The organism is Rhizobium sp. 0TCS1.26, from assembly GCF_050455525.1.
Taxonomy (GTDB): Bacteria; Pseudomonadota; Alphaproteobacteria; order Rhizobiales; family Rhizobiaceae; genus Neorhizobium.
In genome coordinates, this window is the sequence record NZ_JBCIYV010000001.1 from 236,690 (window position 1) to 251,824 (window position 15,135).

The window sequence follows — 15,135 nt, forward strand, 5'->3', positions numbered from 1 at the left end:
GTCACCAGACGACAGTGATATCAAAGCCCTGGAAAGCCGCGTCTGTGGTGACGAGGGTCATACCTTCGAGTTGGCTCTGTGCTGCGATGATCCGGTCAAAAGGGTCCTTGTGGCTCAGCGGAAACCGCCCGGCGAGGAGCGCGTGCGCATGATCCACCGGGAGGATACGAAAATCTTCTGCAGCGACCAAAGCCGCAAAGTCACTCGCGATGGCCTCGACTTCGGGCCATTTGCCGATCCGGTGTTTGGTAGCGATCTCAAAGGCGGAGATCGTGCTGACCGCAACCTCGTTGCCTCGGTCACCGATCAGCTCGCGGCTCCGCGAGCCGAGGCGTCCATCGTTGAAAAGCCACCATACGAGGGCGTGCGTGTCGAGCAGCAGCTTCATTCGCCGTTATCGCCGGGGAATGAATACTTGCCTTCCCAGGCATCAAGCTCGTCCTGCGACATCGGCTCGAGAAAGAGATTGGGTGGAAGTTTGTCCCGCAGATGCGCCAGAGCACCGGGGCGTCGTACGTCGCCCGGTGTTGCCTGTTCGGTTTCGACCGGCACCAGCTTGGCAACCGGCGCATCGCCGCGCACAAGCACGATCTCCTCGCCGGCTTCCACCCGGTCGAGAAGCTTGGACAGTTCGGTATCGGCTTCGGGAATGCGGATCACGGTCATCGGCGGCGCTCCGGCTCTGCTGATCACTCTACAGATTTCATCGGTTTATCTCAACGGGAGGCTTTCATGACCAAATCCGGCACCATCCGCACCGGTATCGGCGGCTGGACGTTCGATGCCTGGGAAGGCTCGTTCTATCCCGACAAGCTGCCGAAGCGGCGCCAGCTGGAATTTGCCAGCCGCGAATTGACGGCAATCGAGGTCAACGGCACCTATTATTCCAGCCAGAAGCCGGCGACCTTCGCCAAGTGGGCGGCCGAGGTGCCGGAGGATTTCGTCTTTTCGCTGAAGGCCAGCCGCTACTGCACCAACCGGAAGATCCTCGCCGAAGCCGGGCCGTCGATCGAAAAGTTTCTCGACCAGGGCATTGCCGAACTCGGGCCGCATCTCGGACCGATCCTCTGGCAGTTCATGGGCACCAAGAAATTCGAGCCCGATGATTTCGAAGCCTTTCTCGACCTGTTGCCGACGACGCTAAACGGCCAGCCGCTCCGCCACGTGGTGGAGCCGCGCCACGAAAGCTTCTGCACACCGGATTTCGTCGAGATGCTGGCCAAGCGCGGCATCGCCGCCGTCTGCGCCGATCACCCCGATTATCCGATGTTCGCCGACGTCACGTCGGATTTCGTCTACGCGCGGCTGCAGAAGGGCGCGGACGACACGCCGACCTGCTATCCGCAAGCCGACATCGAGGCCTGGTCGAAGCGCTTCGAGACCTATGCGGCCGGCGGTGCGCCGAAGGATCTGCCGCTCCATGCACCCGACCGCAAGGTCGAGGCAAAGCCGCGCGACGTGTTCGCCTTCTTCATCCATGGCGGCAAGGTCAATGCACCGAACGGCGCGCGGCTGCTGAAGGCAAAGCTGGCCGGCTAGGGGGCCGTCGGCGGCGCAAGGTGTCGGACGAGATCCTCGGCCGTCATGCCGATCCCTGCCCGCCCCGCCGCCGCACCATGCAGATAGACCCCGGCGGCCGCCGCCTCGAAGGCCGGCACGCCCTGCGCCAGCAACGCGCCGATGATGCCGGCCAGCACGTCGCCGGACCCGGCGGTCGCAAGCCAGGGCGGCGCGTTCTCGTTGATCAGCACCCGTCCGTCCGGCGCCGCGATCACCGTGTCTGCTCCCTTGTAGACGACCGCCGCATGGGCGCGTTTCGCCGCGGCCGCGGCCTTCTCCACCTTGCCCAGCGTCTCGTCCCCGGCAAGGTCCGGGAACAGGCGCCCGAACTCGCCTTCGTGCGGCGTGAGCACCAGCCGCGTCGGGCCTTGCGTGAATAGTCCAAACAACACCTCGGGCGCCTCAGAAAATGAGGTGATCGCATCGGCATCGACGACGACCGGCTTGACGGCCACCGCCTCCACATAGCGCCGCGCCTTCTCGCCGATGCCGAAGCCCGGGCCGATGACGAAGGCCGAAAGCTTGCCGGCGCTCATCCAGCCGGCGAGCTGACCTGTGTCGTCCACCTGCCGCAGCATCACCGCCATCAGGGCTGCCGCCTGCACCGGCATGGCATCGGCGGGCGCTGCAACGGTCACCAGACCGGCCCCGGCACTGAGCCCCGCAGCCGCCGACAGCCGCGCCGCACCGGTGTGCGAGGCGCTGCCGCTGAACACGACGAGATGTCCGCGGCGGAATTTGTGGGTGTCGCTGCCGAGAACCGGGAGCGCCGGCTGCCAGATGGCCGGATCGTTCACCCGGATATCTCCGGCTGCGGCCGTCAGGATGCGTGCCGGTATGCCGATGTCGAAGACCTCCACATCGCCCGCGAGCGTGCGTCCCGGCATCAGCAGGTGACTGGGCTTGCGGGCCATGAAGGTCATCGTCCGGCTGGCCTGGAACGCGGCCCCGAGAACCTGCCCACGTCGTCCGCAGACGCCGGATGGCAGGTCGATCGCGAGCACCGGCAGGCCGGCCTTGGAAACCGTGTCGATCACCTCCGCCACCACCGGCGGCACGGACCGCGACAGTCCGGCGCCGAACAGCCCGTCGATGACCAGGTCTCCCGGTTGCGGCTGGTAGTCTCCGATAGGCTGGACATTGACCGGGCAGAGACCAAACGCCTGCCGTGCATCGCCCTTCAGCGCCGCCGGATCGCCGAGCGCAAAGACGGCAACCGTTGCTCCGGCATCGACAAGCGCCCGGGCGGCCACGTACCCGTCGCCGCCATTGTTTCCCGGGCCGCAGAGCACCGCATAGCGGATGGCCCCGGGCCAGTGGGCAAGGGCGCTGGCCGCCACTGCCTGACCGGCCTGCAGCATCAGTCCGGACGACGAAAGGCCGGAGGCTGCGGCAGCCTTGTCGGCGGCAGCCATCTCGTCCGGAGTGAGCAGAATTGTCGCATTTGCTGGCATGGAATTCATTCACCCTTCACAGCTGCCGTCCACTTGAAGAAGCAGAACGACATCAATGCCTAAGCATATGGCATCTGCTCAAATAAAGTGCCCATCACGAACCGCTCACAAAAATGCGGAGGAGCTTCCGCCACCCCCGTCCTTTTGCTTGCCACCCGGCTGCGGAAACCATAGCCTGCAATCCGGGGCGAGGATCAAGTCCGAAGACGGTCGGCGCGCTGAAATGTTGATGGCCGGACCGTTTCCGGGTCTGGCACGATACCTGCATAATGACGGCCAGCGGGCGAAACGCCTGCTGCCAAGGGAGAAGCGGAGAAATATTTTCTCATGAAAAAGATCGAAGCGATCATCAAGCCTTTCAAGCTGGACGAAGTGAAGGAAGCGCTTCAAGAGGTCGGACTGCAGGGTATCACGGTCACCGAAGCCAAGGGTTTCGGTCGCCAGAAGGGTCACACTGAACTCTATCGCGGCGCCGAATACGTCGTCGATTTCCTGCCGAAGGTGAAGGTCGAAGTCGTCCTCGCCGACGAGAACGTCGATGCCGTCATCGACGCAATCCGCAATGCCGCCCAGACTGGACGCATCGGAGACGGCAAGATATTCGTATCGAACGTCGAGGAAGTCGTCCGCATCCGGACCGGCGAGACGGGCGTAGACGCCGTCTGACCAACAAAGCCCGGCTGCATAGAACCGGGCGCCAAACCTCAGTTTCAATACCAAGGGAGAACCCATGACGACCGCAAGCGACATCATGAAACAGATCAAGGAGAACGACGTAAAGTTCGTCGATCTGCGCTTCACCGACCCCAAGGGCAAGCTCCAGCACGTCACCATGGACGTCGTGGCTGTCGATGAAGACATGTTCGCCGACGGCGTCATGTTCGATGGCTCGTCGATCGGCGGCTGGAAGGCCATTAACGAGTCCGACATGGTGCTGATGCCGGATCCGGCAACAGTTCACATGGACCCGTTCTTTGCCCAGTCGACCATGGTCGTCATGTGCGACATCCTCGACCCGATCTCCGGCGAGGCCTACAACCGCGATCCGCGCGGCACCGCCAAGAAGGCCGAAGCCTATCTGAAGGCATCCGGTATCGGCGACACCGTGTTCGTCGGCCCCGAGCCGGAATTCTTCGTCTTCGACGACGTCAAGTACAAGGCCGATCCCTACAACACCGGCTTCAAGCTGGATTCGTCCGAGCTGCCGTCGAATGACGACACCGATTACGAGACCGGCAATCTCGGCCACCGTCCGCGCGTCAAGGGCGGCTATTTCCCGGTTCCGCCGGTCGACAGCCTGCAGGACATGCGCTCGGAAATGCTGACCGTGCTCACCGAAATGGGCGTCGTCGTCGAAAAGCATCATCACGAAGTGGCCTCGGCCCAGCACGAACTCGGCGTCAAGTTCGATACGCTGGTGCGCAACGCCGACAAGATCCAGATCTACAAATACGTCGTCCACCAGGTCGCCAACGCCTACGGCAAGACGGCAACCTTCATGCCGAAGCCGATCTACGGCGACAACGGCTCGGGCATGCATGTCCACCAGTCGATCTGGAAGGACGGCAAGCCGACCTTTGCCGGCGACGAATATGCCGGTCTGTCGGAAAGCTGCCTCTACTATATCGGCGGCATCATCAAGCATGCCAAGGCGATCAACGCCTTCACCAACCCGACGACCAATTCCTACAAGCGCCTCGTTCCGGGCTACGAAGCACCCGTGCTGCTCGCCTATTCGGCCCGCAACCGGTCTGCCTCCTGCCGTATCCCGTTCGGCACCGGCCCGAAGTCGAAGCGCGTCGAAGTCCGCTTCCCGGATCCGACGGCGAATCCCTACCTCGCCTTCGCTGCCATGCTGATGGCCGGCCTCGACGGCATCAAGAACAAGATCCATCCGGGCAAGGCCATGGACAAGGATCTCTACGACCTGCCGCCGAAGGAGCTGAAGAAGATCCCGACCGTCTGCGGCTCGCTGCGCGAGGCGCTGGAAAATCTGGATCGCGACCGGAAGTTCCTGACCGCCGGCGGCGTGTTCGACGACGACCAGATCGACGCCTACATCGAACTGAAGATGCAGGAAGTCATGCGCTACGAGATGACCCCGCATCCGGTCGAGTTCGACATGTACTACTCGACCTGATCAGGTCCGCAGCACAGCAATCAGTTCGCACCGGCAGGCTCGTCCTGCCGGTGTTTTCGTTCCGGGCTCGCGTCCACGATGGCCGCAGTTCAAGCGTTCGCCTCCACCTGCCGCATCCGCGGCCGGTCGCACAGTTGGTTCCTTGCATGACAGACAAATCCGGTGCTCCGCGTCCGCTCGACTGGCTGCTTTTCCTCGGCGCGCCGGTGTTCTTCTCCTCCAACCTCGTCTTCGGCCGCGGCATCACAGGCGATATCGGCCCATTCATCACGGCGTTTCTGCGCTGGGCGGGCGCGACGCTGATCATCCTGCCGTTCATCTGGGGTGATCGCCGCGCCTGCTTTGCCTTTGTGCGCCATCACCCGGTCCTCTGGCTGTCGCTCGGCATTCTCGGCATGGGCATCTGCGGCGGCTTCGTCTACTGGGCCCTGACGCTCACCACCGCCTCCAACGCGACGCTGATCTACACCACGTCGTCGCTGTTCATCATCCTCTTCCAATGGCTGTTCCAGGGGCGCTCGCTGGTGCTGCGCGAAATCCTCGGCATGCTCGTCGCGTTCGCCGGTGTCACGGCGATCGTCCTGAAGGGCGACCCGGACGCGTTGCGTCACCTCACCTTCAGCATCGGCGATTTCGGCATCCTCATCGCCGCCATTGCCTTCGCGCTCTATTCCCTGCTGCTGCGCAATCCGGCGGCCAGGGATCTGGCACCCCTGTCGCTGTTCGGACTGCTGGCAGCCTCCGGCGCCATCGTCCTGTTTCCGCCGGCCGTCATCGAGTTCTTCGCCGGTGCGCCGCTGCCCGACAGCACCAGCGACTGGATGAAGCTTGCCGGGATCATCGTCTTTGCCTCGCTGGCGGCGTTCTACTGCTTCCAGCACGCGGTGCGCGTCTTCGGCCCGGCCAAGGCCGGCGTCACCCTCTATCTCATGCCGCCCGTGTCGATCGTGCTTGCCGTCGTCTTCCTCGGCGAGACCTTCGAGCCCTATCACGCTGCCGGCATCCTGCTGGTCACCGGCGGGGTGGTGCTCGCCACCGCGCCCGTCCGTCGGCCAGCAAAGACGGCCTGAAGCGCGCTCAGGCGACAGTCCCGACCGGACGCAACCATCGCCTCTTGATGTCGGTTTGATGAATTCCCACATGGAAATGCGAAAGGAAGTTCGCTCCATGAAACAACGAAACGCAAAATTCACGATCGGCGAAGTCGTCCGCCACAAGGTCTTTCCGTTCCGGGGAATCGTGTTCGACGTGGACCCCGAGTTCGCCAATACCGAGGAATGGTGGAACGCGATCCCGGCCGAAATCCGCCCCAGCAAGGATCAGCCCTTCTACCACCTGCTGGCCGAGAACGACGACACCTCCTATGTCGCCTACGTCTCGGAGCAGAACCTCGTGCATGACGAAAGCGGCGAGCCGCTGAAGAGCCCGCACGTCTTCCAGATCTTCGACAAGCAGCCTTCGGGCCAGCTGAAGCCGAAGGCAATCCTCGCCCACTGAGGCGTCATGCCGCCAGTGTCTTCGTAAGATCCACCGCCGAATCAAAAAGGACGCCGTCGCCGGCGTCCTTTTCTTATGAGTTCCGTCGAAAGAGACGAAGCGATTACGGATTGGCCTTGGCGGCGTTCTGCGCGTCTTCAAGCTTCTTGCGGGCCTCTTCAGCCTTCTTCTGCATGCTCTCCTGCAGGCTGCGCTGGCTTTCGGCGAGCTGCGACTGCGAGATCGGCTGGCCGTCGAAGACGCCGGTGAAGCCGTTCAGCGAAACCTTGATCGGGTTCGGCGCGCGGCGGAAGTTGACGGAGGTGAAGATCACCTCGCCACCCTTCTTGAGGCTGGCGATCATCGGGTCGGTGAGCGGCAATTCAGCCGTGCAGCGATCCGGAATGCAAAGCACGTAGTCGAGCTTCTGGCCCTTGCCGCCGTCGATCTGCATCATGATGCCTGGCGGGATCAGCCGTGCGGAAGGCACGGAAACCTGCATGATCTTGCGGTTGACCTTGCCCTCGACGGTGATCAGGCCGACGGCCGTGATCAGCTGGCCGTTCTGCGACAGAAGCACGTTCTGGACAGCACAGACGTCGCTTTCGTCCTGCTTGTCGCAGGTCTTGAACCAGCCGAGCGGCGGTGCGCCAGGCGTTGCGCCGGCACCCTGCGGCGGCTGCTGCTGCTGCTGTGCCAGAGCGGCCACAGGCGCTGCGCCGATCGAGAGTGCGAGGGCGGACAGGGCCGTCCGCAGAACCTTGTTTGCCGTAAGCATCATACCGAAAATCCGTCTCCTGAAAGCGGTGGGAAGAAGCGGTATCTACCGCTCCGTACCGGGGGTCGTGTCGAACCACCTGTCGTTCAAATGAGGCAATTGAATGACCCGCCTGTCGGCCAACCTGTTACATCGCGGTGTCCGCGATAGCCAGCACTAGTTTGGCATTTTCGGCGCTGCGGCTCAAGTTTCGTTCGACTATATTGGTCTTGGCCGGCCCTATGCGTTAGGTTCGGCCGAATCATGAAGCGTTCCAAGACGAGGTGACGATGCGCCGCCTGACCGCCCTATCGCTGGTCTTTCTGTCGTGGATGGGCGTGGCCGCGGCTGCGCCGGTCAACGGCATTGCCATGCATGGCGCGCCTGCCCTGCCCGCCGATTTTTCGCATCTTCCCTATGCCGATCCGGCTGCCAGAAAAGGCGGCCGCATCGCCTATGGCGTCGTCGGCACCTTCGATAGCCTCAACCCCTTCAACCTGAAGAGCATCCGCACCACGGCGCGCGGTGTCTGGGACAACATCTTCGGCAACATGATCTACGAGACGCTGATGGTGCGCTCGTCCGACGAGCCGTTCACGCTCTATGGGCTGCTCGCCGAAAGCGTCGAGACGGACGACGACCGCAGCTTCATCCAGTTCAACCTCAATCCGAAGGCCCGGTGGTCAGACGGCGTGCCGGTCACCCCGGAAGACGTCATGTTCTCCTTCGAGGTGCTGCGCGACAAGGGCAGGACGCCGTTCAACAACCGCCTGAAACCGGTCGAGAAGATGGAAAAGGTCGGCGAGCACAGCGTCCGCTTCACCTTCAACAGCCAGGCCGATCGCGAATTCCCGCTGATTCTCGCCGTCTCGACGCCCATCCTGCCGAAGCATGCGATAGACGCGAAGACGTTCGACCAGTCGACCCTGCAGGTTCCGGTCGGTTCCGGCCCCTACCGTATCCAGTCCGTCAGCCCCGGCCAGAAGATCGTCTACCGCCGTAACCTCGACTACTGGGGCAAGGACATCCCGACCAAGATCGGCTTCGACAATTACGACGAGATCTCGATCGAGTATTTCCTCCAGGAGAATACCCTGTTCGAGGCGTTCAAGAAGGGCGTCATCGACATCTACCTGGAAGGCAATCCCACTCACTGGGCGCGCGGCTACAATTTCCCTGCGGTCACCGATGGCAATGTCATCAAGGATGTCTTCAAGCCCAAGCTGCCCACCGGCATGCTTGGCTTCGTCTTCAACCTGCGCCGGCAAACGTTCCAGAACGCCGAGGTCCGCGAGGCGCTGGTGCGCGCCTTCGACTTCGAGTGGGCGAACCGCAACCTGTTCGACGGCGCCTATACCCGCACCGAAAGCTACTGGCAGAACTCCGACCTGTCGTCGCTCGGTCATCCGGCGGACGCAGCCGAACTGGCGCTGCTCGGCGCCGCGAAGGATCGCATCCCGCAGGACATCCTTGCCGGAAAGTCGACGATCGTCCCGTCCGATGGCTCAGGCGCCGATCGCAAGGTGCTGCGCGATGTCGTCGACATCCTGAAACGCGGCGGCTACACGATCCGCAACGGCCGGATGACGAATGCCTCCGGCCGGCCGCTCGCCTTCGAGATCATGACCCAGAACGCCGACCAGGAGAAGGTGGCGATCGCCTACCAGCGGACGCTGCGGATGATCGGCGTCGAGGTTGGCATCCGCACCGTCGACGACGCGCAGTACCAGAGCCGGTCCGGCAGCTTCGACTACGACGTGATCATGAAGTCCTACCCCTCGTCGCTGTCGCCCGGCATCGAGCAGGTTGGCCGCTGGGGAAGCGATTCGCGCGATCGTCCCGGCAGCTTCAACTTCGCCGGCCTCGGTGACCCGGATGTCGACCGGATCATCCAGGCGATGCTGGCCGCACGCAGCCGCGAGGAATTCACGACGGCCGTTAGGGCCTACGACCGGCTGCTGATGGCCGGCCATTATGTCGTGCCGCTCTATCATATTCCGGATCAGTGGATTGCGCGCTGGAAGCATATCGTTCATCCGGACGTGGTGCCGCTCTACGGCTACCAGCTGCCAACCTGGTGGGATGCGCGGGTCCAGTGACCCCGCCCGCCGAAGCAAAGGACAAGATGTGATGCAAAGACTGACGATCGATCTCGTCTCGGATGTGGTCTGCCCCTGGTGCTATCTCGGCAAGGCGCGCCTGGAACTGGCGATCGCCGAGGTGCAGGACGAGGTCGGCATCGACATCAACTGGCGACCCTACCGCCTCAATCCGGATTACCCGGCGGAAGGCGTCGATCAGCGCCAGGCGCTGGAGGCCAAGCTCGGCGGCGCAGAGGCAGTCGCCCGTGGCCACGAAATGCTGATCGGCCTTGGTCGCGAAGTCGGCATCGCCTTCGATTTCGATGCCATCCGCATCGGCCCGAATACGCTGGACGCGCACCGGCTGATCCACTGGGCGGTGACCGAAAGCCGCGAGATCCAGGACCGGGTGGTGACGCTGCTGTTCAAGGCGAATTTCGAAGAAGGTCGGAATGTCGGCGATCACGCGGTGCTGCTCGACATCGCCGAACAGGCCGGGCTCGACCGCGCGGTCATCGGCGCCTTGCTTGCTTCGGATGCCGACAAGGACACGATGCTCGCCGAGATCGACGCGGCGCAGAACATGGGCGTCAACGGCGTGCCGTTCTTCATCATCGACCAGCAATATGCGCTGAGCGGTGCCCAGACCCCGGACGTGCTGGCCAACGCCTTTCGCGATATCGCCCGGATGAAGGCCGAAGCGATGGCCGGGCTGAACTGACCAGGGCAGCTGGAGCCTGCGAAGTTCCGAATTGACGGCTGCCCGGGCGGGATCTATCCCGGACGGATCATCCCTCCCGCCGGGACATTTCGCGTGAACGCCTCAGACAACACCTTGAAGGGCGCTTTCCTCGCCTTTCTCTGCTTTGCCGCCTATTCCTTCAGCGACGCCTCGGTGAAACTGGTCGAGGGTCGCGTGCCGCCATTCGAGGCGGGCTTCATCGGCACGCTGGTCGGCATCCTCGCCATCCCCTTCCTGATCAAGCCCGGCGACCGCTGGACGGACATGGTGCGCACGCGAAACCGGCCTCTCTGGCTGCTGCGCTTCGTCTGTGCCGCCGTCAGCACCGTCTGCAGCATCATCGCCTTCACCGAACTGTCGATGGCCGAAGCCTTCTGCCTGATCTTCCTGCTACCATCGTTCGCCACCATCATGTCGGTGATCTTCCTCAAGGAGCAGGTCGGCCTGAAACGCTGGACGGCGGTTGGCGTCGGATTTCTGGGCGTGCTGGTGGTGCTGCGGCCTGGTTTCCGCGAGCTGTCCTACGGCCACCTGGCGGCATTGACCGCCGGCTTTACCGGTGCCGTTTCCGTCATCATCTACCGGGCGCTCGGGCCGAGCGAGAAGAACATCTCGATGTACGGCGCAGGCCTCCTCGGCAGCCTGTCGATCTGCTCGGTGGCGATGCTGCCCAACCTCGTGCTGCCGTCGGTATCCGACCTGCTGCTGCTGGCCTCCTTCGGCCTGCTGGCGGCCGTCGGCACCGTGCTGCTGATGATCGCCACCTTCTATGCGCCGGCCGCCATCGTCACGCCGATCCAGTATACCCAGATGCTGTGGGCGATCCTGCTCGGCTACCTGCTGTTCGGCGACGGCGTCGACGGCTGGATGCTGGTCGGCATCGCGCTCATCGTCGGTTCGGGTCTGCTGACGCTGATCCGCGAGCGCAAGCGCCAGACGCCGCTGCCGCCACCAATCGCCGGTGCCAGCGATACGGCGATCGCGGTAAAGCCCGAGAACGGCAACTGACGCTTACGCCTGCTTGGCGAGATCCGCCATCTGCACCATCACCTGCGCCGCCGCCGACAGACGCTTCTCGGGCGTCGGCAGGTCGCGGGTCAGGAAGATGCTGTGGTCCGGGCGGATCTTTGCCATCGAACCCTGCTTGGCGATGTAGCCGACCAGGGCCGCCGGGTTGGGGAACTGCCGATCGCGGAACTGCAGCACGATACCCTTCGGGCCCGCATCGACCTTTTCGACATTCGCCGTGCGGCAGAGCGACTTGATGAACACCACCTTCAAGAGGTTCTGCACCTCGACCGGCATCGGGCCGAAGCGGTCGATCATCTCGGCGCCGAAGCCGTCGATCTCCGACAGATCGGTCAGTTCGCCAAGGCGGCGGTAGAGGCCCATGCGCAGGTGCAGGTCGGGAACATAGGTTTCCGGGATCATCACCGTGATGCCGACGGAGATCTGCGGCGACCAGCCGGTGTCCAGCACCTCGTCGTCGCCCTTCACCTCGGCCACCGCCTCCTCCAACATCTGCTGGTAGAGCTCGAAGCCGACTTCCTTGATGTGGCCCGACTGCTCCTCGCCGAGCAGGTTGCCGGCGCCGCGGATGTCGAGGTCGTGGCTGGCAAGCTGGAAGCCGGCACCCAGCGTGTCGAGCGACTGCAGCACCTTGAGGCGGCGCTCGGCGGTCGTCGTCAGCGTCTTGTTGACCGGCAGGGTGAACAGCGCGAACGCCCGCACCTTCGAGCGACCGACGCGGCCGCGCAGCTGGTAGAGCTGCGCCAGGCCAAACATGTCGGCGCGGTGCACGATCAGCGTGTTGGCGGTCGGAACGTCGAGGCCCGATTCGACGATCGTCGTCGACAGCAGCACGTCGTACTTGCCGTCGTAGAATGCATTCATGATGTCTTCCAGCTCGCTCGCCGGCATCTGCCCGTGTGCCACGGCCACCCGCAGCTCCGGTACATCGGACTGCAGGAAGGCCTGGATCTCCGGCAGGTCGGCCAGCCGCGGACAGACGAAGAAGCTCTGGCCGCCGCGATAGTGCTCGCGCATCAACGTCTCGCGGATCACCAGCGGGTCGAACGGCGAGATGAAGGTGCGCACCGCCATGCGGTCGACCGGCGGCGTGGTGATCAGCGACAGCTCGCGCACCCCGGTCATCGCCAGCTGCAGCGTGCGCGGGATCGGCGTCGCAGACAGCGTCAACACGTGCACGTCGCTCTTCAGCTCCTTCAGCTTCTCCTTGTGCTTGACGCCGAAGTGCTGCTCCTCGTCGATGATCAGCAGTCCGAGATTGGCAAACGTGATGCTGGAGCCGAGCAGCGCGTGCGTGCCGACGACGATGTCGACCTTGCCTTCGGCAAGATCCTTCTTCGTCTGGTTCAGCTCCTTGGCGGTGACCAGACGTGAGGCCTGCTCGACGCGGATCGGCAGCCCGCGGAAACGGTCGCGGAACGTCTTGAAATGCTGGCGGGCAAGCAGCGTGGTCGGCACCACGACCGCCACCTGGGCACCGTTCATGGCGGCGAAGAACGCCGCCCTCAGCGCCACCTCGGTCTTGCCGAAGCCGACGTCACCGCACACGAGGCGGTCCATGGGACGGCCGGCCGCCAGATCGTCGCGGACGGAATCGATGGCGTTCGCCTGGTCTTCCGTCTCGTCGTAGGGGAAGCGCGCGGCAAATTCGTCGTAAAGCCCTTCCGGCGTTTCCAGCACCGGCGCCCGGCGGGTGATGCGGGTCGCGGCAAGTTTGATCAGCCCGTCGGCCATGTCCAGCAGGCGCTTCTTCAGCTTGGCCTTGCGGGCCTGCCAGGCGCCGCCGCCGAGCTTGTCCAGATGGGCTTCAGCCGCATCCGAACCGTAGCGCGACAACAGGTCGATGTTTTCCACCGGCAGGAACAGCTTTGCCTCATCGGCGTAGTGCAGTTCCAGGCAGGCACGTGGCGCGCCGGCCGCCTCGATGGTCTTCAGGCCGACGAAGCGGCCGATGCCGTGCTCGGCATGCACGACCAGCGATCCCTCGTCGAGACCCGCCACTTCCGAGATGAAGTCGGCGCCCCGCTTGCGGCGCTTGGAGCGGCGGACCATGCGGTCGCCGAGAATGTCCTGCTCGCCGATGATGACGAGATCGCCCGTCTCGAACCCGCCCTCGAGGCTGAGGACGGCCGATGCCGCCTCGCCCTGGTCGAGCTTGCGGATCTCGTCGAGGCTGTCGATCTGCTTGATGCGCTTCAGGCCGTGCTCGTCGAGCACCTGCAGCAGCCGGTCGAGCGAGCCGGCCGACCAGCCGGTGACCAGCACCTTGGCGCCGGCGGCACGCTTGTCGGCGATGTGCTTGACGACGAGGTCGAAGACGTTGACCCGCTCGTCGCGGTTCTGCTGCTCGGCGTCGGCTTGCGCCCTCGCCCAGCGCGGGCCGGAGCGGGCGTCGAGCGTCACCACGCGCCGCGCTTCCCCATCATGCTCGTTGAACGGCGTCAGGCGCACCGCCGAGACCGCATCGAGCGCAGCGCCGAAAGCCTTGCCGCTGAGATAGAGGTCGTTCGGCGCCAGCGGCTTGTAGGGCGCGGCCTGCGCGGCTCCGACCTTTGACGTCGAGCCGGAATTCTTGCGTGCCTCGTAATAGTCGAGGATCAGCCGCGACCGTTCCTCGGCCGCCTCGCGGGCCGTGTGGTCGGTGACGATGCGGAAGCCCTTGAGGTAATCGAAAGCGGTGTCGAGACCCTCGTAGAACAGCGGCAGCCAGTGCTCCATGCCCGCATAGCGCCGTCCTTCCGAGACCGCCTGGTAGAGCGAATCGTCGCGGGTCGCCGCGCCGAAGGTCGAAAGGTAGGATCTGCGGAAGTGACTGATCGTCTCCGGCGTCAGCGTCACCTCGCTCATCGGGCTGAGATCCAGCGACCGCGCCTGGCCGGTCGTCCGCTGGCTTGCCGGATCGAAGCTGCGGATGGTTTCCAGCGTGTCGCCGAAGAAATCCAGCCGCACCGGCTCGTCGCTGCCGGGCACGAAGACGTCGAGAATGCCGCCGCGCACGGCGAATTCGCCGACTTCGCGCACGGTTGCGACGCGGTCGAAACCATTGCGCTCCAGCCGCGCGGCAATGTCGTCCATCCGCACGATATTGCCGGGCTTGGCCGAGAACGCCAGGTTCTCGATGACGCCGGCCGGGGCGATCTTCTGCATCATCGCGTTGACCGTCACCAGCACGATGGCCGGATGCGGTTTCTTGGCGTGGGCGATGAGACCGGCGAGCGCCGCGAGCCTCCGCGCCGAGACATCGGTGCTCGGCGAGACGCGGTCGTAGGGAAGGCAGTCCCAGGCCGGCAGCGACAGGACGGGGATCTCCGGCGCGACGAAGGACAGCATCTGCTCCAGGTCGGCCATCCGGTGGCCGTCGGACATCACGAAGGCGACCGACTGGCCGGCCCGCGCCATCTCGGCAAGGATCAGCGGCTCGATGCCCGTCTGCACATTGGCAATGGTCAGTCCCGCCGCCGAGGCAGCGATCGTCTTCGCGTCGAAACCTGCGATCATTCGCCCTGTCCGTATTTTTCTGCGAGGCTGGCCTTCGTCACGATGTCGAAGTCGGGCCGGTAGGCGGCAATCCGCGCGAACATCTCGGTGCGCATGTGTTCGGGCAGCGGCTCGGCACCGGTGATCCAGCTGTTGAGGTCCTGGTCTTCTTCCGCCATCACCGTCTCCAGCGCGTCGAGTTCCGCCTCGGACAGGGAAGCGATCTCGTTTTCAGCGAACTGGCCGAAGACCAGATCCATCTCTCGAATGCCGCGATGCCAGCAGCGGTAGAGGATCCTCCGGCGGCGGGGGTCGAGATCGGCGCTGCTGCGCGACAGTCCTGTCATGGCGTAAACCTTCGTTGCGGGGCTGATATAGGACGAAATCTTCACCTTGTCAGCCTTGCCAAGCAGCCATTA

14 protein-coding genes are annotated in these 15,135 nt (G+C 64.1%); 8 read left to right on the top strand and 6 right to left on the bottom strand.

The window, feature by feature from the left end:
• Position 1 precedes the first annotated feature (1 nt).
• Together AAIH46_RS01205 and AAIH46_RS01210 are read right to left on the bottom strand one after the other, a co-directional pair.
• Positions 2-388: a type II toxin-antitoxin system VapC family toxin gene (locus tag AAIH46_RS01205; RefSeq protein ID WP_430303684.1), complete on the bottom strand. Its 387-nt coding sequence runs from the start codon at positions 386-388 to the stop codon at positions 2-4.
• Positions 385-666, bottom strand: a complete 282-nt coding sequence (locus tag AAIH46_RS01210; protein WP_430303685.1) for a type II toxin-antitoxin system Phd/YefM family antitoxin — start codon at positions 664-666, stop codon at positions 385-387. Before AAIH46_RS01210 ends, AAIH46_RS01205 begins: the two co-directional genes overlap by 4 nt.
• 66 nt (positions 667-732) lie before the next feature.
• On the opposite strand from AAIH46_RS01210, the gene AAIH46_RS01215 reads away from it, so the two are divergent.
• Positions 733-1,539 carry a DUF72 domain-containing protein gene (locus tag AAIH46_RS01215; RefSeq protein WP_430303686.1) on the top strand — a complete coding sequence of 269 codons (807 nt, stop codon included), beginning with the start codon at positions 733-735 and terminating at the stop codon, positions 1,537-1,539.
• On the opposite strand, the gene AAIH46_RS01220 is transcribed toward AAIH46_RS01215, so the two are convergent.
• On the bottom strand, positions 1,536-3,014 hold the full coding sequence (locus tag AAIH46_RS01220) for an NAD(P)H-hydrate dehydratase (RefSeq protein WP_430304954.1): 1,479 nt from the start codon (positions 3,012-3,014) through the stop codon (positions 1,536-1,538). The two genes, AAIH46_RS01215 and AAIH46_RS01220, sit on opposite strands and share 4 nt — an antisense overlap.
• Positions 3,015-3,341: 327 nt before the next feature.
• Between AAIH46_RS01220 and AAIH46_RS01225 the strand changes: the two genes are divergently transcribed.
• From AAIH46_RS01225 to hspQ, 4 genes are all read left to right on the top strand, one after another.
• On the top strand, positions 3,342-3,680 hold the full coding sequence (locus AAIH46_RS01225; protein WP_430303687.1) for a P-II family nitrogen regulator: 339 nt from the start codon (positions 3,342-3,344) through the stop codon (positions 3,678-3,680).
• 64 nt (positions 3,681-3,744) lie between these two features.
• Entirely contained in the window at positions 3,745-5,154 is a 1,410-nt protein-coding gene (gene glnA / locus AAIH46_RS01230) for a type I glutamate--ammonia ligase (RefSeq protein WP_430303688.1), read from the top strand.
• Positions 5,155-5,300: 146 nt separating this feature from the next.
• Positions 5,301-6,224: a DMT family transporter gene (locus AAIH46_RS01235; RefSeq protein WP_430303689.1), complete on the top strand. Its 924-nt coding sequence runs from the start codon at positions 5,301-5,303 to the stop codon at positions 6,222-6,224.
• 97 nt (positions 6,225-6,321) lie between these two features.
• Positions 6,322-6,651: a heat shock protein HspQ gene (gene hspQ / locus AAIH46_RS01240; protein WP_430303690.1), complete on the top strand. Its 330-nt coding sequence runs from the start codon at positions 6,322-6,324 to the stop codon at positions 6,649-6,651.
• A 103-nt stretch (positions 6,652-6,754) separates the two neighbouring features.
• On the opposite strand, the gene AAIH46_RS01245 is transcribed toward hspQ, so the two are convergent.
• Complete coding sequence (locus AAIH46_RS01245; RefSeq protein WP_430303691.1) at positions 6,755-7,411, bottom strand: invasion associated locus B family protein; 657 nt, start codon at positions 7,409-7,411, stop codon at positions 6,755-6,757.
• A 266-nt stretch (positions 7,412-7,677) separates the two neighbouring features.
• Here AAIH46_RS01245 and AAIH46_RS01250 point away from each other — a divergent pair, with 266 nt between their 5' ends.
• The 3 genes from AAIH46_RS01250 to AAIH46_RS01260 all read left to right on the top strand — a co-directional run bounded on the left by AAIH46_RS01250 (position 7,678) and on the right by AAIH46_RS01260 (position 11,218).
• The gene (locus AAIH46_RS01250; protein WP_430303692.1) at positions 7,678-9,486 is read left to right on the top strand and encodes an extracellular solute-binding protein; all 1,809 of its coding nucleotides are present in this window, start codon (positions 7,678-7,680) and stop codon (positions 9,484-9,486) included.
• Between the two features lie 31 nt (positions 9,487-9,517).
• Positions 9,518-10,189, top strand: a complete 672-nt coding sequence (locus AAIH46_RS01255; RefSeq protein ID WP_430303693.1) for a DsbA family oxidoreductase — start codon at positions 9,518-9,520, stop codon at positions 10,187-10,189.
• Positions 10,190-10,282: 93 nt separating this feature from the next.
• On the top strand, positions 10,283-11,218 hold the full coding sequence (locus tag AAIH46_RS01260) for a DMT family transporter (protein ID WP_430303694.1): 936 nt from the start codon (positions 10,283-10,285) through the stop codon (positions 11,216-11,218).
• A gap of 3 nt (positions 11,219-11,221) precedes the next feature.
• Here the strand turns inward: AAIH46_RS01260 and mfd are convergent, their stop codons facing one another.
• Entirely contained in the window at positions 11,222-14,737 is a 3,516-nt protein-coding gene (gene mfd / locus AAIH46_RS01265) for a transcription-repair coupling factor (RefSeq protein WP_430303695.1), read from the bottom strand.
• Positions 14,734-15,063 (bottom strand): succinate dehydrogenase assembly factor 2, encoded by a 330-nt coding sequence (locus AAIH46_RS01270; protein ID WP_430303696.1) that lies wholly within the window; start codon positions 15,061-15,063, stop codon positions 14,734-14,736. The genes mfd and AAIH46_RS01270 overlap by 4 nt, the downstream gene beginning before the upstream one ends.
• Positions 15,064-15,135: the final 72 nt, after the last annotated feature.

Coding starts and splice junctions, on each gene's coding strand:
- AAIH46_RS01210 (WP_430303685.1), bottom strand. CDS start 666: ATGACCGTGATCCGCATTCCCGAAGCCGATACCGAACTGTCCAAGCTT.
- AAIH46_RS01235 (WP_430303689.1), top strand. CDS start 5,301: ATGACAGACAAATCCGGTGCTCCGCGTCCGCTCGACTGGCTGCTTTTC.
- glnA (WP_430303688.1), top strand. CDS start 3,745: ATGACGACCGCAAGCGACATCATGAAACAGATCAAGGAGAACGACGTA.
- AAIH46_RS01220 (WP_430304954.1), bottom strand. CDS start 3,014: ATGCCAGCAAATGCGACAATTCTGCTCACTCCGGACGAGATGGCTGCC.
- AAIH46_RS01270 (WP_430303696.1), bottom strand. CDS start 15,063: ATGACAGGACTGTCGCGCAGCAGCGCCGATCTCGACCCCCGCCGCCGG.
- AAIH46_RS01250 (WP_430303692.1), top strand. CDS start 7,678: ATGCGCCGCCTGACCGCCCTATCGCTGGTCTTTCTGTCGTGGATGGGC.
- hspQ (WP_430303690.1), top strand. CDS start 6,322: ATGAAACAACGAAACGCAAAATTCACGATCGGCGAAGTCGTCCGCCAC.
- AAIH46_RS01205 (WP_430303684.1), bottom strand. CDS start 388: ATGAAGCTGCTGCTCGACACGCACGCCCTCGTATGGTGGCTTTTCAAC.
- AAIH46_RS01255 (WP_430303693.1), top strand. CDS start 9,518: ATGCAAAGACTGACGATCGATCTCGTCTCGGATGTGGTCTGCCCCTGG.
- AAIH46_RS01225 (WP_430303687.1), top strand. CDS start 3,342: ATGAAAAAGATCGAAGCGATCATCAAGCCTTTCAAGCTGGACGAAGTG.
- mfd (WP_430303695.1), bottom strand. CDS start 14,737: ATGATCGCAGGTTTCGACGCGAAGACGATCGCTGCCTCGGCGGCGGGA.
- AAIH46_RS01245 (WP_430303691.1), bottom strand. CDS start 7,411: ATGATGCTTACGGCAAACAAGGTTCTGCGGACGGCCCTGTCCGCCCTC.
- AAIH46_RS01215 (WP_430303686.1), top strand. CDS start 733: ATGACCAAATCCGGCACCATCCGCACCGGTATCGGCGGCTGGACGTTC.